The organism is Arthrobacter sp. TmtSoilC51, from assembly GCF_055388015.1.
In genome coordinates, this window is sequence record NZ_AP035877.1 from 4,170,746 (window position 1) to 4,190,856 (window position 20,111).

Annotated in this window: 23 protein-coding genes; 5 read left to right on the plus strand and 18 right to left on the minus strand. The window is 61.3% G+C overall.

Annotated elements, in window-relative coordinates; genetic code table 11:
• Positions 1-5 precede the first annotated feature (5 nt).
• Genes ccsB through ACZ5G6_RS19030 form a run of 5 tightly spaced genes read right to left on the minus strand, consistent with a single transcriptional unit; the run spans position 6 to position 4,827 of the window.
• Positions 6-1,073 (minus strand): c-type cytochrome biogenesis protein CcsB, encoded by a 1,068-nt coding sequence (gene ccsB / locus ACZ5G6_RS19010; RefSeq protein ID WP_223934378.1) that lies wholly within the window; start codon positions 1,071-1,073, stop codon positions 6-8.
• Positions 1,073-2,791, minus strand: coding sequence for a cytochrome c biogenesis protein ResB (gene resB, locus ACZ5G6_RS19015; RefSeq protein ID WP_498687296.1), 1,719 nt, complete (start codon positions 2,789-2,791; stop codon positions 1,073-1,075). The genes ccsB and resB overlap by 1 nt, the downstream gene beginning before the upstream one ends.
• A complete protein-coding gene (locus ACZ5G6_RS19020) occupies positions 2,791-3,546 on the minus strand; it encodes a cytochrome c biogenesis CcdA family protein (protein ID WP_223934380.1) in 756 nt (251 codons plus the stop codon). Before ACZ5G6_RS19020 ends, resB begins: the two co-directional genes overlap by 1 nt.
• Positions 3,547-3,551: 5 nt before the next feature.
• Positions 3,552-4,157, minus strand: coding sequence for a TlpA family protein disulfide reductase (locus tag ACZ5G6_RS19025; protein ID WP_223934381.1), 606 nt, complete (start codon positions 4,155-4,157; stop codon positions 3,552-3,554).
• Between the two features lie 4 nt (positions 4,158-4,161).
• The gene (locus tag ACZ5G6_RS19030) at positions 4,162-4,827 is read right to left on the minus strand and encodes a histidine phosphatase family protein (protein ID WP_223934382.1); all 666 of its coding nucleotides are present in this window, start codon (positions 4,825-4,827) and stop codon (positions 4,162-4,164) included.
• Between the two features lie 215 nt (positions 4,828-5,042).
• On the opposite strand from ACZ5G6_RS19030, the gene ACZ5G6_RS19035 reads away from it, so the two are divergent.
• The 3 genes from ACZ5G6_RS19035 (at position 5,043) to ACZ5G6_RS19045 (ending at position 7,640) form a co-directional block, all read left to right on the plus strand.
• Positions 5,043-5,594: a YceI family protein gene (locus tag ACZ5G6_RS19035; RefSeq protein ID WP_498691954.1), complete on the plus strand. Its 552-nt coding sequence runs from the start codon at positions 5,043-5,045 to the stop codon at positions 5,592-5,594.
• Positions 5,595-5,775: 181 nt separating this feature from the next.
• Positions 5,776-6,492 (plus strand): hypothetical protein, encoded by a 717-nt coding sequence (locus ACZ5G6_RS19040; protein WP_498687300.1) that lies wholly within the window; start codon positions 5,776-5,778, stop codon positions 6,490-6,492.
• Positions 6,493-6,755: 263 nt separating this feature from the next.
• Positions 6,756-7,640 carry a hypothetical protein gene (locus tag ACZ5G6_RS19045; RefSeq protein WP_498692019.1) on the plus strand — a complete coding sequence of 295 codons (885 nt, stop codon included), beginning with the start codon at positions 6,756-6,758 and terminating at the stop codon, positions 7,638-7,640.
• 42 nt (positions 7,641-7,682) lie between these two features.
• Here ACZ5G6_RS19045 and ACZ5G6_RS19050 read toward each other — a convergent pair whose 3' ends face one another.
• Both ACZ5G6_RS19050 and ACZ5G6_RS19055 read right to left on the minus strand, forming a co-directional pair.
• Positions 7,683-8,390, minus strand: coding sequence for a redox-sensing transcriptional repressor Rex (locus ACZ5G6_RS19050; protein WP_223934385.1), 708 nt, complete (start codon positions 8,388-8,390; stop codon positions 7,683-7,685).
• An 82-nt stretch (positions 8,391-8,472) separates the two neighbouring features.
• Positions 8,473-8,727, minus strand: coding sequence for a glutaredoxin family protein (locus ACZ5G6_RS19055; protein WP_223934386.1), 255 nt, complete (start codon positions 8,725-8,727; stop codon positions 8,473-8,475).
• 195 nt (positions 8,728-8,922) lie between these two features.
• Between ACZ5G6_RS19055 and ACZ5G6_RS19060 the strand changes: the two genes are divergently transcribed.
• Entirely contained in the window at positions 8,923-9,738 is an 816-nt protein-coding gene (locus ACZ5G6_RS19060) for an HAD family hydrolase (RefSeq protein WP_223934387.1), read from the plus strand.
• Between the two features lie 151 nt (positions 9,739-9,889).
• On the plus strand, positions 9,890-10,855 hold the full coding sequence (locus ACZ5G6_RS19065; protein ID WP_498687307.1) for a DUF559 domain-containing protein: 966 nt from the start codon (positions 9,890-9,892) through the stop codon (positions 10,853-10,855).
• Between the two features lie 220 nt (positions 10,856-11,075).
• Here ACZ5G6_RS19065 and ACZ5G6_RS19070 read toward each other — a convergent pair whose 3' ends face one another.
• From ACZ5G6_RS19070 to ACZ5G6_RS19120, 11 genes are all read right to left on the minus strand, one after another.
• Positions 11,076-11,174: a 30S ribosomal protein bS22 gene (locus ACZ5G6_RS19070; RefSeq protein ID WP_003792170.1), complete on the minus strand. Its 99-nt coding sequence runs from the start codon at positions 11,172-11,174 to the stop codon at positions 11,076-11,078.
• A gap of 171 nt (positions 11,175-11,345) precedes the next feature.
• The gene (locus ACZ5G6_RS19075) at positions 11,346-11,558 is read right to left on the minus strand and encodes a helix-turn-helix domain-containing protein (protein WP_223934390.1); all 213 of its coding nucleotides are present in this window, start codon (positions 11,556-11,558) and stop codon (positions 11,346-11,348) included.
• A 152-nt stretch (positions 11,559-11,710) separates the two neighbouring features.
• Complete coding sequence (locus ACZ5G6_RS19080; protein ID WP_223934391.1) at positions 11,711-12,868, minus strand: 3-deoxy-7-phosphoheptulonate synthase; 1,158 nt, start codon at positions 12,866-12,868, stop codon at positions 11,711-11,713.
• 219 nt (positions 12,869-13,087) lie between these two features.
• The gene (locus ACZ5G6_RS19085) at positions 13,088-14,095 is read right to left on the minus strand and encodes an acetylxylan esterase (protein ID WP_498691957.1); all 1,008 of its coding nucleotides are present in this window, start codon (positions 14,093-14,095) and stop codon (positions 13,088-13,090) included.
• Between the two features lie 125 nt (positions 14,096-14,220).
• Positions 14,221-14,910 carry a DUF1961 family protein gene (locus ACZ5G6_RS19090; protein WP_498687310.1) on the minus strand — a complete coding sequence of 230 codons (690 nt, stop codon included), beginning with the start codon at positions 14,908-14,910 and terminating at the stop codon, positions 14,221-14,223.
• Complete coding sequence (locus ACZ5G6_RS19095) at positions 14,907-15,578, minus strand: rhamnogalacturonan acetylesterase (RefSeq protein ID WP_498687312.1); 672 nt, start codon at positions 15,576-15,578, stop codon at positions 14,907-14,909. The genes ACZ5G6_RS19090 and ACZ5G6_RS19095 overlap by 4 nt, the downstream gene beginning before the upstream one ends.
• A 47-nt stretch (positions 15,579-15,625) precedes the next feature.
• Positions 15,626-16,498: a carbohydrate ABC transporter permease gene (locus ACZ5G6_RS19100; protein WP_498687314.1), complete on the minus strand. Its 873-nt coding sequence runs from the start codon at positions 16,496-16,498 to the stop codon at positions 15,626-15,628.
• A 2-nt stretch (positions 16,499-16,500) separates the two neighbouring features.
• Positions 16,501-17,475 carry an ABC transporter permease gene (locus ACZ5G6_RS19105; protein ID WP_223934395.1) on the minus strand — a complete coding sequence of 325 codons (975 nt, stop codon included), beginning with the start codon at positions 17,473-17,475 and terminating at the stop codon, positions 16,501-16,503.
• Positions 17,472-19,007 (minus strand): extracellular solute-binding protein, encoded by a 1,536-nt coding sequence (locus ACZ5G6_RS19110; RefSeq protein WP_498687317.1) that lies wholly within the window; start codon positions 19,005-19,007, stop codon positions 17,472-17,474. The genes ACZ5G6_RS19105 and ACZ5G6_RS19110 overlap by 4 nt, the downstream gene beginning before the upstream one ends.
• The gene (locus ACZ5G6_RS19115) at positions 19,004-19,234 is read right to left on the minus strand and encodes a hypothetical protein (RefSeq protein ID WP_498687320.1); all 231 of its coding nucleotides are present in this window, start codon (positions 19,232-19,234) and stop codon (positions 19,004-19,006) included. The genes ACZ5G6_RS19110 and ACZ5G6_RS19115 overlap by 4 nt, the downstream gene beginning before the upstream one ends.
• Positions 19,227-19,916, minus strand: a complete 690-nt coding sequence (locus ACZ5G6_RS19120) for a YesL family protein (protein ID WP_498687322.1) — start codon at positions 19,914-19,916, stop codon at positions 19,227-19,229. The genes ACZ5G6_RS19115 and ACZ5G6_RS19120 overlap by 8 nt, the downstream gene beginning before the upstream one ends.
• Between the last annotated feature and the right edge of the window lie 195 nt (positions 19,917-20,111).

Sequence of the window (20,111 nt, forward strand, 5' to 3'; positions counted from 1 at the left end):
TCGGCTCAGAGCCCGGAGTACGAGTGCAGGCCGTTAAAGACCGTGTTCACGAGTGTGAAGTTGATGATCACGCATGCGTAACCGACGATCGACAACCACGCTGCGCGGGTTCCTGTCCAACCACGTGTAGCCCGGGCGTGGAGGTAGCCGGCGTAGACCACCCAAATAACGAACGTCCACACTTCCTTGGGGTCCCAGCCCCAGAACCTGCCCCATGCCTTTTCGGCCCAGATAGCACCGAACATGAGCGTAAACGTCCAGCCAATGAACGCAATCGCATTGATGCGGTAGGAAAGGTTCTCCAAGCTCAAGGCATTTGGAACCACCCGCATGAAGCCAAGATTGTCCGCACGGCCGGCGGCCAGGTTCTTCTGCCGGTACGACTGAACCAGCTGCAGCGCAGACATGGCGAACGTCAGGGTGAACAGGGCGGAGGACAGCACTGCGATGGACACGTGAATGACCAGCCAGTAGCTCTGCAAAGCCGGCACCAGGTGGCCCACCGGAGTCCAGAAGGATATGGAGGCGGCAACGAGCATGATGATGGCCAGGCCGATGACGAACGTACCAAGGAACCGCAGGTCCCGGCGGATGAGCACGATGAGGAAGACGGCCACGGCCACGAAAGCGCCGGTGGTGAGGAACTCATACATGTTGCCCCACGGCACGCGGCCTGCGCCCAATGCACGGGTCACAACGCCCGCGCCGTGAATGAGCACGCCCAGCACCGTCAACGCCACTGCCACACGGGCGGGCACGCGGCGTTCGGCTGCGTACTTCATGTCGCCTGCCGCCGTGCCTCCTTCAACGGTGAGGCCCGACGTCGGACGCTCAGCCCGGCCAGCCGGCCCACCGGCGTCGGCCCCTCCCAAGTCTCCGCTGGCGCGACCAGCCGCTACGGCCACCTTCTCCGAAGGAGAGCTGGCAGCAGCCTTCAAGTCGATTGCACGCAGTGCCTTGCTGCTCTTGGCCAGGTCCCAGGCAAATGCGATAAACGCCACGGTGTACGTGCCGGCGGCCAGCAGCATGAACAGCTCGCTGTACTGGCCCAGGGTTTCGTTGATGACGGGCATTACTGGTCCTTCGAGGTTGGGGAAGAGACTGTGGGGGTTGTTGCTGGGTCACCGGAGCCAGAGGGGAGCTGCCATTCCCGGGCAAAGAGTTCGCGGAGGGCTGCTGCTTCGCCGGCCAGCCGGTGGTCTTCGCCTCGGGCGAGCAGGCCGTATTCCACCATGGTGCGGCCGTCCTCATGGGTTCCAGTGCGGACCCAGACGCGGCGGCGGTTGACGTAAAGGGACGTGACCAAACCTGCGACAGCCAGCAACCCGAAGATCAACGCATACAGCTGGCCCGGGTTGTGGTGGACGTCCACGCCAATGTACTTCTTGACTCCGTCGAAGCTGATGCTGCCCTTGCCGTCCGGCAGTGTTTTCGTCATGCCTGGGGCAAGCGTGATTCCGCCGGCTTCGAGTTTCCGGCCGTTGAGCTGGGTGAGGTTCCTGACGTCCAGCTCGAAGACGTTCTGGGGCACGCCCTTGTCCAAGCCGAGATCGCCGTAATAGGAATCAAGGCTCAACTGTGGGTTGATGAGTTCTGGATCGCCGCTGAACGAAATGCCGTTCTCGGATTTGAAGGCCGTGGGCAGGAAGAAGCCTTGGAAAGCAAGCTGGTCCGGCTTGCCGTCCGGGACCTTGATGACCACGGATGAGTAGTAGTTATCGCCCTGGACCTTGGCCGTGACCGGACCTTGGAAAGCAATGTTGCCTTCACCATCGCGGACCGTCACCACGGGTGCGTAGCCGTTTCCGGTGAGGTAGAGGCTGGTGCCACCCAACGAGATGGGATCGTTGACCTTGAGAACTTCCTTCTTGGCCGGCGAATCCGGAGTTTCCTTGGTGGTGACCTCGGCGGTGTAGTCGATGGGCTGGCCAAACTTCTTCGGCGATTCGCGATCGAACGTGGCCTCGAATTTGTCCAATTGGATGGAGTAAGGCTGCAGCGAACTGCTCTGGAAGTTGGTCCCCGGCGTGAATTGGTCGTAGCCCACCAGCGTATTGACGAACGTGTCACCTTCCACCAGGATCCGTTGGCCGCTGTACCCGAACAGGCCGCCAATCGCCACGGAAACCAGCACGCCGATCAACGAAGTATGGAAGACCAGGTTGCCGACTTCCTTCAGGAAACCGCGTTCGGCACCCAAGGACGGGAGGTCGCCGTCGACGTCCCTGACCTCCACGCGGTAGCCGCGCTTCTTGAGCAGTGCAGCAGCGTCGTTGATGGCCTTCGACGCCGGGATCCCGGCGTCGGCGGGCAGCGCCAAGGTGCCGTACTCCGGCAGGCGCGAAAGGCGCTTGGGAGTGCGCGGCGGCTGTGACTTCATCGCTTTGTAATGCGCGATGGCGCGGGGGGTGACGCAGCCGATCAAGGAGATAAACAGCAGAATGTAGATGGCGGAGAACCACGCCGAGGAGTAGACGTCGTAGAGCTGCAATGCGTCGAGCACCTGGCCATAGGACGGGTTGTCCTTGATGTACTGGGTGACAACTGCCGGATTGGCCGCGCGCTGCGGGAACAGGGACCCGGGTACGGCACCAACAGCCAACAGGAGCAGCAGGAACAACGCCGTGCGCATGCTCGTCAGCTGGGTCCAAGCCCACCGAAGCATGCCCAGGATGCCCAAGGAGGGCAGCGCGGCCTCGGCCTTGGCCTGCTGGAGCTTTCCTTGCGCTGCGTTGGTGTTCGTGCTTTCAGCGGCTGGTGACTTCTTCTTGGCTTTCACGGACTCGCTCATCAGATTGGCAACTTCACATCGGTTTGGAACCAGTACTGCAACTCAGTCACCCAGGTTCCCCACACGCCGGTGGCCATCAGGATGCCGAGCAAAATCAGGATGCCTCCGCCTATCCGCTGGATCGCCAGGCGGTGCGTGCGGAAGAAGGACATGACGCCCATTCCCCGCCGGACGGCAAGGGCAATCAGGAGGAACGGAATACCCAGGCCAAGGCTGTAGACGAAGGCCAAAAGCGCACCCTTGGCCGCCGAGGATCCGCCGGACAGGCTCAGCAACTGTACCGCGGAGTATGTGGGGCCGATGCACGGGGCCCAGCCCAGCCCGAACGTCAGTCCAAGAAGCGGCGCACCCCACAGCCCGGCGGGCGGCTTGGCATGGATCTTGGCGTCCCGCTGTAACCAACCAAAGCCACCCATAAAGACGATGCCCATGAGGATTACCAGAATGCCCAGCAGTTGGGTGATCCAAGCATTCTGCGGACCTGTCAGGAGGGTCCCGAGTTGGCCGAACGCACCACCCAGGAGGACGAAGATCACCGAGAAGCCCAGGACGAACAGCCCAATACCGGCCAGCATGCGGCCCCGCCGCTGCTTCTGGAGGTCGACGCCGGTCAGGCCGGTCACGTACCCAAGGTAACCGGGGACGAGCGGCAGCACGCACGGCGAAAGGAACGAGACGAGTCCGGCCAGCAGCGCAACCGGCACGGCAAGCAGCAATGATCCATTCAGGATCGTCTCGGCGAAAGGACTGTTCATCGGTACTACTCAGCTACTGCGGAGGTAATGAGGGCCTTCAAAGTGCTCTTCTCAATTTCGCCGAGGACACGGGAGGCAACCTTGCCGTCCTTGTCCAGGACCAATGTGGTGGGCACTGCACCCGGAGGCACAATTCCGGACACGGACAGCAGAACGGCCCCGTCTTTGTCGTTGAAGCTCGGGTAGGTGAGGTTGAAGGTCTTGTCGAAGGCATCCGCGGTGGCTTTCTCATCACGGAGGTTAACTCCGAAGAATTGAACGCCTTGATCCTTGAAGTCCTGGTGCAGGGCTTCAAGCTGGGGAGCTTCGACGCGGCAGGGGGCACAGGCCGCGAACCAAAAGTTCAAGACGGTGACCTTGCCCTTGAGGTCTTCGGGGTTGACGGTGGTCCCATTAAAGAGTGTGCCCTTGAGCGCCACGGGGGCAGCACGGTCCGCTTTGGCGAACTCGGTGACGGACCCGTCCCCGGCCACATAGTTCTTGTTGTCGCCTTTGCGGGCTTGCTCGGCGAGGGAATCCTTCTGGGCGCAGGCCGACAGGCCCATGGTAAGTCCCGCCAACAGGACGCCACCGGCGGTGAGCACGCCACGGCGTGAAAGGTTGTTATCCATCTGCCTAAGCCCCCGGAGTGCTGGCAGCACCGGGAAGGAGCACGGCAGCCGGCTCGCTGTACTCCACCCGCACAATTTTGCCGTCGTCGTCGAGGACCAGGGATGTCAAGGAGGTCAAGGTGCACTCGCGCTTGCGCGGATCGTGCGCCAGCCGGCGTCCCTCGGCGGACAGGCGGGTGGCCCAGATGGGCAGTTGGTGGCTGACGAGGATGGCCTCAGCGCCGTCACCACCCAGTTCGATCGCCTTGATCCGGGCGTCTTCGACGGCAGCCAGGACCCGCGCGGCTTGCTCTGTGTAAGCTTCGCCCCACGACGGACGCATGGGGTTCCGGAAATAGAACCAGTGCTTGGGCTTCAAAAATTCGCTACGCGTGGGGTGGAGTCCTTCGAAGTGGTTCTCCGCTTCGATGATCCTCGGGTCCGTATGGATGTCGAGATGGAGTGCCGCGGCAGTTGGCATCGCCGTTTCCTGGGCGCGCGTGAGCGGCGAGGCGACCAAGTGGACAATCTTGGCACCCTCGCTGGCGCGGACGGCGAAGTGCTCGGCCAGCATGCGGGCCATCTCCCGGCCCCGCTCGGAGAGATGGAATTCAGGCAGCCGGCCGTACAGGACGCCATCGGGATTATGGACCTCGCCATGGCGAAGCAGATGGACAGTTGCTTGGGGCATGTTTACCAGTTTCTCAAAGAAGCGGGGCGATCCGAAATCTTCTACCGCTAGTAGAACTCAAAGTTTTCTCGAAATGTTCCGCAGAGTTGGAATAAAAGATGCATATGCATGTTTATACTAGACACGAAGCTCGGTTGACGCTTCAAGTAAACGCATCAACCAATCGACCGGGCAAGCCAGCGGTACCTTCCACTACATACAGGAGCAATATCATGATGACCCTTCCCGCCAACGTCACCACCGGCATCTGGACCCTCGACGCCTCCCACAGCGAGATCGGCTTCACCGTCCGCCACGCAGGTATCAGCAAGGTCCGCGGCGTCTTCAAGGATGCCGAAGCCACCCTCGAAGTCGGCGAGACGCTCACGGACTCCAAAGTCAACGCAACCATCCGGACCGCGAGCTTTGACTCCGGCGACGTCAACCGCGATGGCCACGTCAAGGGCGAGGACTTCTTCGACGTGGAGAAGTACCCGGAGATCACGTTCGTCTCCCGCCATGTCAAGGCCAACGGCGACGGCTTCGATCTTGTGGGCGATCTCACCATCAAGGGAGTGACCAAGGAAGTTTCCATCGAAACCGAGTTCAACGGCGTCGCAGTGGATCCCTTCGGCAACACCCGTGCAGGCGTCTCCGGCGAAACCACCATCAGCCGCAAGGACTTCGGCCTCACCTGGAACGCAGTTCTGGAAGCCGGTGGCGTCCTGGTCAGCGACAAGGTTGTCATCAACCTCGAACTCGCTTTCATCGCACCGGTAGCTGCCTAACTCCAAGGCAGTTAATACCGCGGTCCCGAGCAAACGGCGCCCCACCACAGTTCCGCTGTGGGGGCGCCGTTTCGCATACTCAGAAGTCACCCTGCGATTATTCGGCAAACACCCTGTAGTTCGCTGCGAAGTAGCTCCGAATTTCCTATGCATCCTTCAACCTGCGGTCTAAAGTGATGCCATGAGTAACCCAGATGAAGCACCAGAGCCTCAGCAGCCCGGCGCTCAGCCTCAGCAGCCCGGCAACGTTCCTCCTGCGGGTTACCAACCGCCGCAGGGCTACCAACCACCCCAGGGCTACCAGCCGCCGTCGCAACCCGGCCAATATTCGCAACCCGGCCAGTATTCGCAACCTGGACCGGGTCAGCAAGGCCAGCCGACGCAACCCGGAGAACCGGGTGGTTTCCGATTCGAAATGCCCACCGACGGGCCCCGCAACTTCAATGACGTCCTACCGCAAGGTGGTTTCTCGGGTCTCTTCAAGACCATGGGCCTGCCCACCGAACTCAAAGTGTCCTACTTTATTTGGGTCATCTCGGGGCTCCTTGGGCTCCTCTTTGGCCTCATTGGGCTCTTCGCCATCATCGCGGCGTTCGCTTTCATGCCGGGCGTCGCCGCACTCCTCCTGGTTCTCTTGATCATCAGCCTGGCTGTCGCGGCCGCCCAGATAGTACTCGCCATGAAAATGAAGGAAGGCAAGGAATGGGCACGGCTGGCCCTCACCATCCTTGCCGCCGTTTCGCTCTTGCTCGCTATCTTTGGCTCCATCAACGCCGGTGGACCCGGTACAGGCCTGGGTAGCAACTGGTTTGGCTTCTTCGTCAGCGCAGTGGCCGTTGTCATGATGTGGTTGCCGAACTCGCAGCTGTGGTTCAAGGCAGTAAAAGGCGCCGCCTAACCGGGCATAAGCACCGCCGTCGGCCTCGCATCGAGCACGACCCGGCAGGCGCGCAAGGCCGTGGTGGTCCGATGGACCACCACGGCCTTCATCATGAAGGCGTACGCCATCGTGATGATTTCATCGGAAGCAGGAAATTCCTGCGTGTGATCATCCGCAGCACCAGACCGCGGAGGTACGGTGGAAGCAGAACCAGGCTGGGGGCAGGGTCTTTTTGCTGATCCCGGCAGCCGTACCAGCAGTCGAACAAGCAAAGGAATGCCATGAGCAACCCTCCATACCCGCCCTCCAACCCGGCGGACGCCAACAAGGGCGACGCCAACTCGGGTGATGCCAACAAGGCCAACACCGGTGACGCCAACAAGCCTGAACAGCCCGGCCAGCCTTCAGCTCCCCAGTACGGCCAGCAGGCACCCCAATATGGTCAGCAGAGTCCCCAGTACGGCCAGCAGACGCCGCAGTATGGCCAGCAGCCGAGCGCTCCGCAGTACGGCCAGCAATCCCCGGCGGCACCCCAATATGGTCAGCCCTCGGCACCCCAATACGGTCAGCAGAGTCCCCAGTACGGCCAGCAGGCACCGCAATATGGGCAGCCTTCTCCCTACGGTCAGCAGGCTCCGCAGTACGGCCAGGACACCAACTGGCCCAGCCAGCAGCCCGGACCCGCGACGGTGCCGCAGTTGGTCAACATCTCCTTCTGGATGATCATCGCAGCGGGAATCCTGTCCGCCATCAGCTCGCTGATCCTGGCCACCACGGGCTCAGATGCCTTCATCAACTCGATGATCCAGCAGGCTGCGCAGCAGGGCACTGAATTCCCCGAGGGCTCCCTGGAGGGCATGCGCGGCGGCATTGTTGTTGCCGCAGTCATCGGCGCCATCGTGTCCTTGGGCCTCTACGCACTGGTTGCGTTCCCGGTCCGCAAGGGCAAGAACTGGGCCAGGATCCTCGGCACCGTCTTCGCCGCTATCTCGGTTCTGGGCCTCGCCGGATTGTTCCAGTTCGGCGCCACGTACGGCATCCTGCAGCTCTTGGTGATCCTGCTGGGAGTTGCCGCGATCGTCCTGCTGTACCTGCCGGCGTCGGCTCCGTACTTCCGCAAGCCGCAGCCGTTCGGTAACCCTTACCAGAACCCTTACGGCCGCTAAACCGCGGAAGTTCGTTCCACAGCGGGCGCGGACCCGGAAAGGCTAGACAGCCTGACCCGGTGTCTGCGCCCGTTGTGCGTGGTAGGCAAGGATCTGCAGTTCGGTAGCCATGTCCACCTTCCGAAGGTTGACGTGCGGGGGAACCTGCAGGAGAACCGGAGCAAAGCTCAGGATGCTCCGGATTCCCGCCGCGATGACGCGATCGCAGACTTCCTGGGCCACGGTGGCCGGCAAAGCCAGCACCACCATGTTGGTGTGGGTGCGTTCCAGGACGCGTTCCAGTTCGGCCGAATCACTGACCCGCAACCAACCGACCTCGTTTCCGATCACCATGGGGTCCGCATCGAAGATAGCTACGACGTCGAATCCCCGGGACTCGAAGCCGCCATACCGTGCCAAGGCTTTGCCGAGGTTACCGGCACCGACGATCGCGACCTTCCAGTCGTGCGTCAGGCCAAGTGCGGCTGCGATGTGCCTGCTCAAGTACTGGACTTCATAGCCCACACCGCGGGTCCCGTACGAGCCCACGTAGGAGAGGTCCTTGCGGAGCGTGGAGGAGCTAACGCCTGAAGCCTCGGCCAACGCGTCTGATGAGACACGTTCCACGCCTTCAGCCAGGAGGGAGTTGAGCGCGCGCAAATAGAGAGTCATCCGGGCCACGGCCGCGGGCGGGATCTGCTTGGCGGCAGGTTCGTTTTCCCCGCTTGTTGCCCCCGGGGACGGTTCCAGCGCAGTCACGGTTTTCTCCATTGCGTCGCTTGTTGTTCCACTCTATGGCCCTTGGCCGGACTCAACAAAAGCCGGTACTTACGGGTTGCAGCGTCCGTAGTCTTCAGCCTTCGATGACTCTTTTCAAAGTACGGGTCAAGCGCTGCTCGTCGATCTTCCAAAAGTCGCGCTGGACTCCATCGACCAACACCACGGGAATTTCCTCCGCGTACCGCTCCTGCAGTTCCGCGTCATCATCGATCCCCCGCTCTGTCCATTGGATGCCCAGTGCCGAGGTAACGCGTTCGACGGCGGCACGCGCCTCCGTGCAGAGGTGGCAGTCAGCTTTGGTGAGGAGAACGACGTCGGGAATAGCCATGACACAACGGTAACCGCCCCGATCCTCTCTCACATCCCACCCCCAAACCCCCGATCCTCTCTCACATCCCACCCCCAAACCCCCGATCCTCTCTCACATCCCACCCCCAAACCCCCGATCCTCTCTCACGTCCACACGGCAGCCCTCGTCGTGCGCCCTCAACGCGGGGGCCTGGCGATTGACTAGACTCAAGGCATGCCCGACGAGAAGAACGCCGCTGTGGTCGCCGACGCCAAGGTGCCACAGCACACCGGCGAAGCCGCCTTCTTCGACGTCGATAACACCCTGATGAAGGGCGCCAGCCTCTTCCATGTGGCTCGCAAGATGTACGAACGCAGGGCCTTTACGCTGTCCCAGGCGGCTGGCTTCGCGTGGAAGCAGTTCAAGTTTGTGATGCGGGGCGAGAACATGGACGACGTCCATGCCGTGCGCGATTCGGCCCTGACCTTGGCTGCCGGGATAACCGTGGAGGACATCAAAGCCCTCGGCGAAGAAGTTTATGACGAAATGATCGAGTCACGGATCTGGCCCGGAACCAAGGCGCTCGCGGAGCAACACCTTCGTGTCGGCCGGCGTGTATGGCTAGTGACAGCCACACCCATTGAGGTTGCCACAGTCATCTCCACAAGGCTCGGCCTGACGGGCGCGCTGGGGACCGTGGGCGAGGTCCATGACGGAATGTATACCGGCAAGCTGGTGGGTGACATCCTCCACGGGCCGGCCAAGGCCATCGCGGTCCAACTCATTGCTGACCAAGAAGGTTTGGACCTGGAACACTGCTGGGCTTACAGCGATTCCGCCAATGACATCCCGCTGCTCACTATGGTGGGCCACCCCGTGGTGATCAACCCCGACTCCAAGCTGCGCCGGCATGCTCGCGACAACAACTGGCCGGTCTACGATTTCCGGTCCGGTCGCCGTGCAGCGACCCTTGGGCTCAAGGCTGCAACCGTCGGCGGCGCCGTCTACGGACTCTGGCGTGGATTCTCAAAGTTCCGCGGGCCCCGCTAACCGTTCCTCTCTCACATCCCAACGCGTTTCCACCGTTCCTCTCTCACATCCCAACGCGTTTCCACCGTTCCTCTCTCACATGCTCCAATAGCACTGGCCTGCCTGTGGATAACTTCTGCACGCTTTGCGGCTTCCAAGAAACAATGCGGGTATGCAGAATTCGCTACTCAACCCATCCAGCCCGATCTTGGGGCCTTTCAGCTTGAACGAAGCCAAAGCAGCGGGCATCGACCCCGCAGTCATTTGGCGCAGCAGCAACATTGTTCCGGTTAGCCGGGGATTGTATCGGCCGGCTGATTGGGATTTTGACCTCTTGTCAGCTGCCCGTTCCCTCTCGTCCGCCAGCCCCGGCGCCTGGATCTCCCATACGACGGCCGCCCGGCTCCATGGATTTGTGTTGCCGGCATGGCTATCGGATTCAAATGAATTGCATTTGAGCAAACCCCGACACCTGCCATCGGTTCGCCGCAAGGGCATCATCGGGCACACTGAAAAGCACTTCGAGGGAGAAATTGAGCAGGAACAGGGCGTCTGGATGAGCACGCGAGCCAGAACATGGTTGGATTTGGCGCGCCGCCTCCCGCTTCATGACCTCGTATGTGTGGCAGATCAGTTGATACGCGTGCCACGGCCGCATCTTGAGGGGCGCGATGCACCCTTCGCGACCGCCAAGGAGCTCCGGACCATGGTCGAGCGGCACAAGAATCGTCAGGGCGTAGTCCGTGCACGTGAGGCCCTTGACCTCATGCGCGTCGGGGCCGACTCCGCACCAGAGACTTTGCTTCGTTTAGCCATGCTTGATGCCAACCTGCCGGAACCTCAGCTCCAGGTCATGCTCCGCGAGAACGACCCCTTCTCACCCTCAGCGGACCTCGGTTTCAAGAGCCGCAGGCTCGCCATACAGTACGACGGCGGTCATCACCTTGAGGAGGAGCAAAGGCATAGCGATCGGCGCAGGGACAAGGCGTTTAGATCAGCCGGTTGGACCGTCCTTGTATTCGGAAAAGACGACCTGGCGGACAACTTCGCCAACGCCATTCGGCAGATCAAAAGGGCACTACGAACTGCTTGGATGGACCCATCCGTGGAATCCGGCTTTGTCCAAGGTGGGACGTGAGAGAACAACCGGCCAAACACCTCAGGACGTGAGAGAACATCAGGCCAAACACCTCAGGACGTGAGAGAACATCCGGCCAAACACCTCAGGACGTGAGAGAACAACCGGCCAAACACCTCAGGACGTGAGAGAACATCCGGCCAAACACCTCAGGACGTGAGAGAGCAAAAATGCCCGCCACCTTGGAAGGCAACGGGCATTCACGCTTGGTGAAGTATCTCTACTTCTTATTGCGGCGCTGGTGGCGAGTCTTGCGAAGCAGCTTGCGGTGCTTCTTCTTGGCCATACGCTTGCGGCGCTTCTTAATAACTGAACCCACGAAAGTTCCTTACAAACTAGATGAAGGTCCTGTCTGTTGGAACGGATCCGCGGACTAGCAGCAGACAGTACAACTGACAGATTCTTACATTGACGTAAAACGTTCCTTAACAGAGTACCGCTTCAAAGGGGCACCCTATGACCACGGTCCGAGGGACGGACCCCGGCGCCCTCAGGCGGACTCCGATTGCCCGTCCACCACAGCACCCTTGAGGTACTGGGCAACGGCCTCTTCCGGCACCCGGAAGGAACGGCCGAACCTGACGGCAGGCATTTCCCCTGAGTGGACCAGGCGATACACAGTCATTTTGGAAACACGCAAGACGTCGGCTACTTCAGCCACAGTCATGAAACGCGCATTCGAGAAGTTAGTCTCTGCGGACATTTCCCATATTCCTTTGCTCTCAGCTGGACAGGACACCCCCCAGTAGAACGGTGTGCCGATGCTGAGCCATCAAACAACCATGTGCTAGATACTCTAGAGGCTGAAGTGACCAATGTGAAAGCATTTCGGCGAAGTGGGACTTTACTCCCCAGCTACTCCCCCGTAGCCAGCCGACGTTTCCGCGCAGAGGATGCGAGCTGTTCCAGAACCGACGCAGTGACGTCCCACTCCATGCAGGCATCCGTCACGCTCTGGCCGTAGACGAGTTCCTGCTCGCCGGCCAGCTGCTTGGCCACATCCAGATTCTGCGCACCACCCACAAGGAAGCTCTCCAGCATGACACCTGCGATCGGCGAGGACTCCCCTGCCTCGAGCTGGGCACCGATCTCCAGGGCAACCTCTGCCTGGCGGTGGTGGCTCTTGCCGCTGTTGGCGTGGCTGGCGTCCACGATCAGGCGGGGGTTCAGACCCTTCGCGGCCAGCTTCGACGAGGCCGCGGCAACGTCTTCCTGCGAGTAGTTCGGTCCCTTGCGGCCTCCGCGCAGGATGACGTGCGTATCCGGGTTGCCGGAGGTCGCCACGAGAGCCGCGCGGCCGTCGTCGTCGATTCCCAGGAAGGCTTGCTCAGCGGCCGAGGCGCCACAGGCGTCAATCGCCACCTGGAGGTCGCCATCGGTGCCGTTTTTGAAGCCGATGGGCATGGACAGCCCGGATGCGAGCTGGCGGTGGATCTGGCTTTCGGTGGTGCGGGCGCCGATCGCGCCCCAAGACACGAGGTCCGCCATGTATTGCGGACTGATGGGCTCGAGGAATTCAGTGGCGGTGGGCAGGCCCAGCGCAGTGACCTGCTTGAGGAAGCCGCGGGCGGCGCGGAGGCCGGCAGCGATGTCGTGGCTGCCGTCCAGGTGGGGATCGTTGATGAGACCCTTCCAGCCAACGGTGGTGCGCGGCTTCTCGAAGTAGGTCCGCATGACGATCAGCAGGTCTTCCTTGTGCTTCTCGGCCTGGCTTACCAGCCGGCGGGCGTATTCGAGGCCGGCCTTGGGGTCGTGGATTGAGCAGGGACCGACGATGACCAGCAGGCGGTCATCGACGCCGTCCATGATGGCGCGGACTTCGTCACGGCCGCGTTCGACGACGGCAGCTGAGCGGGCGTCCAGCGGCAGCCCAGCGATGAGGTCCTGGGGTGCCGGAAGCGGCTCGAAGCGGCTGACGCGCAGGTTGGACGTTGCGGGCTGGGCTGCGTCTGCAACGGCACTAGGTGCTTCGGCGTCGAGCGTTTCGGGGGATTCTGCGGCGATGCTGGTCATTTCTGGGTCCTGTTCCGGATGCGGAGCGGGCCCCTTTTCAGAACCCGCCGGATATGGCGAAGGGCAGAGAATAATCTCTGCCCTGTTGGCTCTGAAGGAAAGTTGGATGCGTGTCAGTTAGACGCGGGCCCCTCCAGAGCCAACGAAAAATACGCATACCAACGCTTAGTCATAGCCACACCATAACCGCGGTTCGGCGAACCGGGCAAATCGGGTCCATCAAGATGACAGTAGTTTGCGAAGGAACTGCAACTGTTTGATCCAATGGTGCTCTTGCCCGCCCTCGTGGTTGTTGAAGCGGTAAACCTCAATATCCTTCTCCGGCGATCCTCCTGACACGCCGTAGTTGTTGAAGCTGGCAAACACTGTGGAGGGCGGGCAGATATCGTCCATCTGCGCCGCCGAGAACAGCGCCGGCACAGTCGCCGCCCGGCCGAGGTGGACTCCGTCGAAATAGTTGAGGACGGCAAGCATGGACTCGTAGCGGTCGCGATGTCGGCCCAGGAACCCCGCGATCTCGGGGTACGGGCCGCGCGGCGCGATATCGATCGCCCGAGGGAAGTCCTGCAGGAAGGGGACGTCGGGCAGGGCGGCGATGACGCCGTCGAGCCTTCCGGCAGTAAGTCCGGCAGCCGCCACTGTGATGCCGCCGCCTTGGCTGACGCCGGCAAGAACCACTTTGGAAGGGTCGACGGCGGGATGGTGCTGTGCCGCTTCTACCGCACGGAAGGCGTCCACGTAGACGCGTCGGAAGTAGTAATCGTCCTGGTGTCCGGCACCGCGGGTCATCAGCCCGGCGTAGGCCACGCCACCTGCCGAAGGGTGCGGATCCGGCGTGTCTCCGGAAACACCGCCGTAGCCCTGGCCCCGGGTGTCCATGATGAAGTGCGCGTAGCCGGCCTGCGCCCAACGGGTGTTCTGGTTGACGAGTCCACGGCCGCCGGAATAGCCGATGTATTCAACTACCACGGGAAGCTGCTGACCTGGCTGGAGATGCGACGGTACATGCAGCCAGCCCTTGATGCGGTGCCCGCCGAAGCCCGAAAACGTGACGTCGAAGGTATCGATGATGCCCAGATAGTTCTCCACCGGCTCGAACACGGCATCCAGCGGCAGGGCCCGCGCCTCTGCAACAGTACGGTCCCAAAAGGCCTCGAAGTCTCCGGGCGGGACGGCGCTGGAAGTGTAGGCGCGGAGCTGGTCGAGGGGAAGGTCAAAGAGGGGCATGGTCCATTCCGGTTCAGGTGGGGCTTGGAGGGGCTGATTCACGACGACGTAACCTGGACGGGCTTGACGCGCCTAGAGGACATCCTACGTCATACTGAGTGTCCCCCGTCACAATTGCTTCGAGGCTACAGCGGTTCCACGGTGAGCTCCCGGTAGGCGGCCTTCAGCGGAGCCATCTGTCGGATTCCGAAGTAGCCACCGCCCAGGATGTGCTGGCTGGGATCCGTCCAATCGAACAAAGGCAATCCATTGACCGAGAAAGCCACGCGTGGGCCGTCTTTGATGATTTCCATCCGATAGAAACCATTCGCATCCTCTGTAGGTGGGAGCGGATCGGCGCCCTGTGCCACCAGTTCGAACCCGGCACTCTTGCGCAGGTTGCACGTCCGGAAAGCCCGTTCGGATGCGTACTTGTGCCGGAAGTAGGAGACGTGGAGCGCGTCGATGTCTCCCGAGTGGTACTCCGGATAGAAGCCCGTTCGCGGAGCCAGTGCTGCGGAGAAAAGATCCTCCCCGCCATGCCCGCGCGCGGAGAAAAACACCATGGCCAGGCCAGGCTCCTCCAAGGGCAGGAACTCCCACGAGATCCGGACGTGATCAGGGAGTTCCTCCGGACACCACAGGGTCCAGTGAGCGTGGTCGCCGTATTCCTCGGGGTCCAGTGACCCCGCCAGGACCAGCGCGCCGTGGCCGTCCGCAACCGCCCCCCGCCCGTCGCCGTCGTACGTTCCCAGCTGGACCGGGCCCTCGGCGACCCAGGAAGCGACGTCCTCCGGTCCGCGAAGCGCATTGCGGTAGATGGTGGCCAGGCTCAAACCCGTGCACCCACTTTGAGGGTGGCCGCCAGCCCATAGCCCAACGACTCGAGCTGTTCAGCGACATACACGGCGATCCGCTTGGCGCCCTTCTCGTGGAAGTGCGTGTTGTCTTCCAAGCCGCCGGCCCAGTGGGCGTGCTCACCCGGGGCGAAGTGGAAGAAAAGCTCCTTGGATCCCTCGGCCCCCAATTCCTCGTACAGTGCGCGTGTCCAGTGGTTGAGGTCTATGAAATCCAGCCCGAGTTCGTCCGCGAGCTCGCGCACCACGGCGGGGTATTCGCCAAGGGTGACGTCCAATTGCCCCTCGCTGAAATGTCGGCGTTCCACCGAGGTACAGAGGACAGGAATGCCGCCCTTGGCCCGGACGTCTGCCACCATCCGACGAAGATTCGCGTCATAGCCTGCGCTTGCCGCGAGGTGGTCACGCTTCTGGTCGTTATGACCGAACTGGATCAGCACGAGGTCGCCCTGCACAGCCTGATGCAGCAACTGGTACCAGAGGCCTTCCTCGCGGAACGACTCCGTAGTGGCGCCACCCTTCGCGTAGTTGTGGACCGCGGCCCACCAGTAGGTTTCAGGAGCCAGATGGGCTCCCCAACCGCTCATCGGATATTCGTAGCTGGGGCAGGCGGCCACGGTGGAGTCGCCCGCGAGGAGGATTTTCATGGGATTCCTTTCTTTAGTGCCTTAACCCTGGGACCGCGCCCTTGGACCTAGCCCTTGACCGAACCGATCAGCATGCCCTTGGCAAAGTGCTTTTGCAGGAACGGGTAGAAGAGCAGGATGGGCAGTGTTGCCACCACGATCACGGCAAACTTCACGCTTTGTTCCGGGGGAACGTAGCTGGGGTCAACGTTTCCGGTGCCCAAGAGGTCGGCAGCCGCGGTGACTTGGCGCAGGTACATCTGCAGGGTCCACATGCTGTTGTCGCTCAGGTAGAGCAGCGGGGACATGAAGTCGTTCCAAATCCCGACGGCATAGAACAGCGCGAACGTGGCCAGCACCGGTTTGGACAGGGGCAGCAGGATCCGCCAAAGGATCCCTACCTCGGTTGCGCCATCCATTTTGGCTGATTCTTCGAGCTCGGCAGGGAGCTCCTGGAAGAAGTTCTTGATGATGATCAGGCTGAACGGGTTGATCGCCGCGGGCAGGATCAGCGCCCAATACGTGTTCAGCAGGCCCAGGTCCTTGACGAGAAGGAACGTGGGGATCATGCCGCCGGAGAAGACCATGGCGAAGACCACGAGGTTAAGGATCAGCCGCCGTCCGCGCAGGCCGCGTTTGGCGAGCGGGTACGCCATGGTCACCGTGAGGGCCAACTGGATGAGCGTTCCCACGACGGTGACAAGCACGGTGGTGAGGAGTGCCTTTGGGAACGCCGGAGTGGAGAAGATGTACTCGTACGCCCCCAGCGTGAACTGCTCGGGCCAGACGAAGAACGGCCGGCGCGTGATTTCCGCTTCCGTGGCAAAAGAGCCAGCTAAAACGTACACGAACGGCAGCAGGGTCAGGATGCCGATCCCTGCCAGGAAGACGTAGTTGGCGGCGTCGAAGACCCGCCCGCCTGTGGTGTTGTGGATTTTCATGGCTAGAACAGTCCGCTCTGGTTGAACCTCTTGGACAACCAGTTAGTGCCGAAGATGAGGATGATGCCCACCACGGATTTGAACAGGCCTACAGCAGTGCTGTAGCTGTAGGCCCCCTGGGTGATGCCGACGAAGTACACGTAGGTATCGAACACGTCGGCCACGCTGCGGTTGAGCGCGTTGGTCATGAGGTAGATCTGCTCGAACCCGGTGTTCAGCACCTGGCCCACAGCGAGGATCAGCATGACGATGATGGTGGATCGGATGGCGGGCAAGGTGATGTGCCAGACCCTGCGAAACCTTCCGGCGCCGTCGATAATGGCTGCCTCATATTGGTCCTGGTCCACCGTGGCAAGAGCCGCCAGGAAGATGATGGTCCCCCAGCCGGTGTTCTTCCAGATGTCCTGAAGCAGGATCAAGGGCCGGAACCAGGCAGGGTCCGTCAGGAAATCGATATTGGTGCCCAACACCCCGTTCAGGAAGGTGAACAGCGGACCGATGTCCAACGCGAACAGCAGGAAACTCAGCGAAGCAACGATTGTCCAGGACAGGAAGTGCGGGATGTACACCAGGGTCTGGACTGTGCGCTTGAGGATGTTCAGCCTGACTTCGTTGAGCAGCAACGCCAGAATGACCGTCAAGGGGAAGCCAATGCCGAGGTTCAGGAAGGCAAGGATCAGGGTGTTGCCCAGGAGCCGCGGGAAGTCCGGGTTCGCGAAGAAGTCTTCGAAGTGCCGGAACCCGACCCAAGGGCTGTCATTGATTCCGAGGAACGGTACGAAGTCCTTGAAGGCAATACTTACGCCGTACATGGGCCCGTACCGGAAAATCAGGAAGTACGCCAAGCCCGGAAGCAGGAGCAGGTACAGCCACTTGTAGTGCGCGAAGTGGACCGCGAACCCGGCACGCCGCCGGGGCGCGGGAGGCGACGCCTTGGCTGCCTCCCGCTCCCGGCTCTCAAGCTGGGTGACGCTCACTTACCGCTTTCCTGCCAGAGCTTGTTGATCTCTTCCTTGACCTTGTCACCGCCGCTGGTGTTCCACAGCTTGATGGCGTCCTTCAGGCCCTGCTCGTCGATCTGCCCGGCAAGGTACTTGATCCGTGCGTCAGCAACGATGTTGTCCAACTGCGCACCCTTGGCCACATAGGTTGGCGAGACAAACGAAGCCGCCGGGTTGTACACAGCGCTCTTCAGGTCTGCAGCCATGACTTCAAGGCGCTCGTCGTAGACCTTCTGTTCATAATCGGTGGCCTGCTTGGGCGTGTAGAACTGGTTCCCTGCAACGTTCATCCCCAGCTGGGCCAGGCCGCTCTTCACATCCGCGCTGACGGCCTTGCCCTCGGAGGTTTCCGGCGTAATTGTCACGGCCTTGCCATCCTGCACGGTGAAGTTGACGCCCTCGATGCCGTTGTTGAGGACGATCGCGGCGTCCTTGGAATTCAACTTGTCCAGGAATGCCAGCACCTGGTCAAGCTCTGCTTCTGTGCGGACCTTTGCCTTTGGCACTGCGATGAATCCGGCGTACCCATCGGTCGGGTGCGCGTGCAACGTGCCATCGGGTCCCTTCAGGTTTCCAACGAAACCAACCTTGGTGGCGTAGTCGGCCGGAGTGGCCTGTTTGAACAGCGTCACCAGCTGGCTGACGCGGGAATCGACATCAACGATGATGCCTCCCTTGCCGTTGAGGAACGGCTCGTTCCATTTTGTGCCATCAAATGTGGCGAAGTCTGCGTTGATAAGCTTCTCGTCCACCATCTTCTTGATGAAGCGGTCGGCTTCGAGGAATTCGTCGGTCTCGAAGCTGGGCACGAGCTTTCCGTCGCGTTCAGTCCAGCGGTTTCCGGCACCGAACCATTCTTCGATGATGTCGTACGGGCTGTTGGTGCCCAGGGCGCCCCACTTGGGGATGGTGATGCCCCACGTGTCGTTTTGGCCGTTGCCGTCCGGATCTTGTTCGGTGAACGCTTTGGCCACGTTGTAGAGGTCTTCAGTTGTTTTCGGCGGCTGCAGGCCCAGCTTGTCCAGCCAGTCCTGGCGGAACATGACTGCTGCGCGCATCGGTGAACGGCCACGGAAGACCCCATATACCTTGCCGTTGATGGAGGCATTGTTTTGGATCTCGGGCGTGGTGGTGGTCAGGTTGGGGTACTTGGAAAGTTTGTCCGTCAGGTCCCAAAACGCGCCGGCCTCAGCGTTCTTCACGAATCCCGGCGACTTGCTCTGGATGACCATGGCGTGGGGGATCTCCGAGGAAGCCAAGGTGATATTGGTCTTTTCCTCATAGGAGGCATTGGGGACCCACGTGACACTCAGGTCTTTGCCGGTGATTTCGTCGACCTTCTTCATCGCGGCACCATCGGCCGCAGGTGGCTGCGCTTCGAAGTAAGGCGCCATGATGCTGATTGACGATAGGTCAGCGGCTGCGGGCTGTCCCCCGCCACAGGCGGTCAGCGCCAGGGCAGCAGAAACGACGACGGCGGCCGCCAGCGTTGATTTTCTACGGGTCATGGTTTTTCCTTTTCCACTTCATCGGGGTTGTTGGTTAATGCAGCGGGCGGCTCGGCTGGATACCTTTTCAGGCTCCACAAGGGCCGCCCCATCTGGTCTTGATACGTTTCACTGGAACTGATGCCAATTTCGTTGCGGGTATGCGCAACGTGGCCAAGGACATCAAGGGACCGGTGGAGGACCTGCCTGCCATCAATGGGCGGGACCTTTCGGCTGGCGTCAGACAAAGCTGCCCTCCTTGACGGGAGTTGTCGGCGTGGTTGCCACTGCAGTTTCGGAAGCAGCTACCGCACTGGCCATGGCTTCGTCATTAGCCGTGAAGAAGCGGTCGCAAAGCCAACCCGTGACATAGAGCCAGGCACCGACACCGAAGAAGGGCACCAGGCCCGGCAGGGAGCGGCACGCGAAAACAGCAGCAGCTGTCACGAACAGCAGGATCGCGGTGCCCGCCAAGTGGCGCATGGCGAACCGGGATGACATCACAAAGTACTGCGCGAGCGGAAGCTGGTAGCGGGCGAACATGGGGAACAAATAGCAAACGGCACCTGCGGCAAACAGGACCGCGACCAGGATTGCCGCCGACGCCACCTGCGATCCGAGGTCCCAGCCCGCCGAGAAGTAACCCCAATTGAGCGTGAGCGCTACAGCCACCACCAGCACTGGCAGGCCAAGCGCGTTTCCCTTGGCAAAGTTCTTGAAGTACTCACAGGCAAAGCGCCGTATCAGTGGGACGGCATTCCCGCGGACTTTGTCGCGGACCAGCACGTGCGCCGCCACTGTGCTTGGACCAACCCCCAGGACAACCCCACCCAACACCGTGAAGACGATCCACAGCGCATTAAGGCAGGCGATCCATAGGAGTGTGTCGAAGAGCGTGTATGCCCGAAAGCCGAAAGTGCCAGAGGCCATGACTTCCCCTCTCCATCGTTGCAGAACGGCCCCAAGTAACTGGCAGTAGCGGTTGTTGTGAGGCCTCAGAACAACCACAAATGCCAGTCAGTTGGGTCAGCCCGGGTGGGCCACATCACATGAGTAAACGATTTCACGAAATCTAGACCGAACCTTATCGACGAGTCAAGGCAAGTCTTGAATCGTTACATTACT

Excerpts from the sequence above, each read along its gene's own strand:
- ccsB (WP_223934378.1), bottom strand. The coding sequence starts at position 1,073 with ATGCCCGTCATCAACGAAACCCTGGGCCAGTACAGCGAGCTGTTCATG.
- resB (WP_498687296.1), bottom strand. The coding sequence starts at position 2,791 with ATGAGCGAGTCCGTGAAAGCCAAGAAGAAGTCACCAGCCGCTGAAAGC.
- ACZ5G6_RS19020 (WP_223934380.1), bottom strand. The coding sequence starts at position 3,546 with ATGAACAGTCCTTTCGCCGAGACGATCCTGAATGGATCATTGCTGCTT.
- ACZ5G6_RS19025 (WP_223934381.1), bottom strand. The coding sequence starts at position 4,157 with ATGGATAACAACCTTTCACGCCGTGGCGTGCTCACCGCCGGTGGCGTC.
- ACZ5G6_RS19030 (WP_223934382.1), bottom strand. The coding sequence starts at position 4,827 with ATGCCCCAAGCAACTGTCCATCTGCTTCGCCATGGCGAGGTCCATAAT.
- ACZ5G6_RS19035 (WP_498691954.1), top strand. The coding sequence starts at position 5,043 with ATGACCCTTCCCGCCAACGTCACCACCGGCATCTGGACCCTCGACGCC.
- ACZ5G6_RS19040 (WP_498687300.1), top strand. The coding sequence starts at position 5,776 with ATGAGTAACCCAGATGAAGCACCAGAGCCTCAGCAGCCCGGCGCTCAG.
- ACZ5G6_RS19045 (WP_498692019.1), top strand. The coding sequence starts at position 6,756 with ATGAGCAACCCTCCATACCCGCCCTCCAACCCGGCGGACGCCAACAAG.
- ACZ5G6_RS19050 (WP_223934385.1), bottom strand. The coding sequence starts at position 8,390 with ATGGAGAAAACCGTGACTGCGCTGGAACCGTCCCCGGGGGCAACAAGC.
- ACZ5G6_RS19055 (WP_223934386.1), bottom strand. The coding sequence starts at position 8,727 with ATGGCTATTCCCGACGTCGTTCTCCTCACCAAAGCTGACTGCCACCTC.
- ACZ5G6_RS19060 (WP_223934387.1), top strand. The coding sequence starts at position 8,923 with ATGCCCGACGAGAAGAACGCCGCTGTGGTCGCCGACGCCAAGGTGCCA.
- ACZ5G6_RS19065 (WP_498687307.1), top strand. The coding sequence starts at position 9,890 with ATGCAGAATTCGCTACTCAACCCATCCAGCCCGATCTTGGGGCCTTTC.
- ACZ5G6_RS19075 (WP_223934390.1), bottom strand. The coding sequence starts at position 11,558 with ATGTCCGCAGAGACTAACTTCTCGAATGCGCGTTTCATGACTGTGGCT.
- ACZ5G6_RS19080 (WP_223934391.1), bottom strand. The coding sequence starts at position 12,868 with ATGACCAGCATCGCCGCAGAATCCCCCGAAACGCTCGACGCCGAAGCA.
- ACZ5G6_RS19085 (WP_498691957.1), bottom strand. The coding sequence starts at position 14,095 with ATGCCCCTCTTTGACCTTCCCCTCGACCAGCTCCGCGCCTACACTTCC.
- ACZ5G6_RS19095 (WP_498687312.1), bottom strand. The coding sequence starts at position 15,578 with ATGAAAATCCTCCTCGCGGGCGACTCCACCGTGGCCGCCTGCCCCAGC.
- ACZ5G6_RS19100 (WP_498687314.1), bottom strand. The coding sequence starts at position 16,498 with ATGAAAATCCACAACACCACAGGCGGGCGGGTCTTCGACGCCGCCAAC.
- ACZ5G6_RS19110 (WP_498687317.1), bottom strand. The coding sequence starts at position 19,007 with ATGACCCGTAGAAAATCAACGCTGGCGGCCGCCGTCGTCGTTTCTGCT.
- ACZ5G6_RS19120 (WP_498687322.1), bottom strand. The coding sequence starts at position 19,916 with ATGGCCTCTGGCACTTTCGGCTTTCGGGCATACACGCTCTTCGACACA.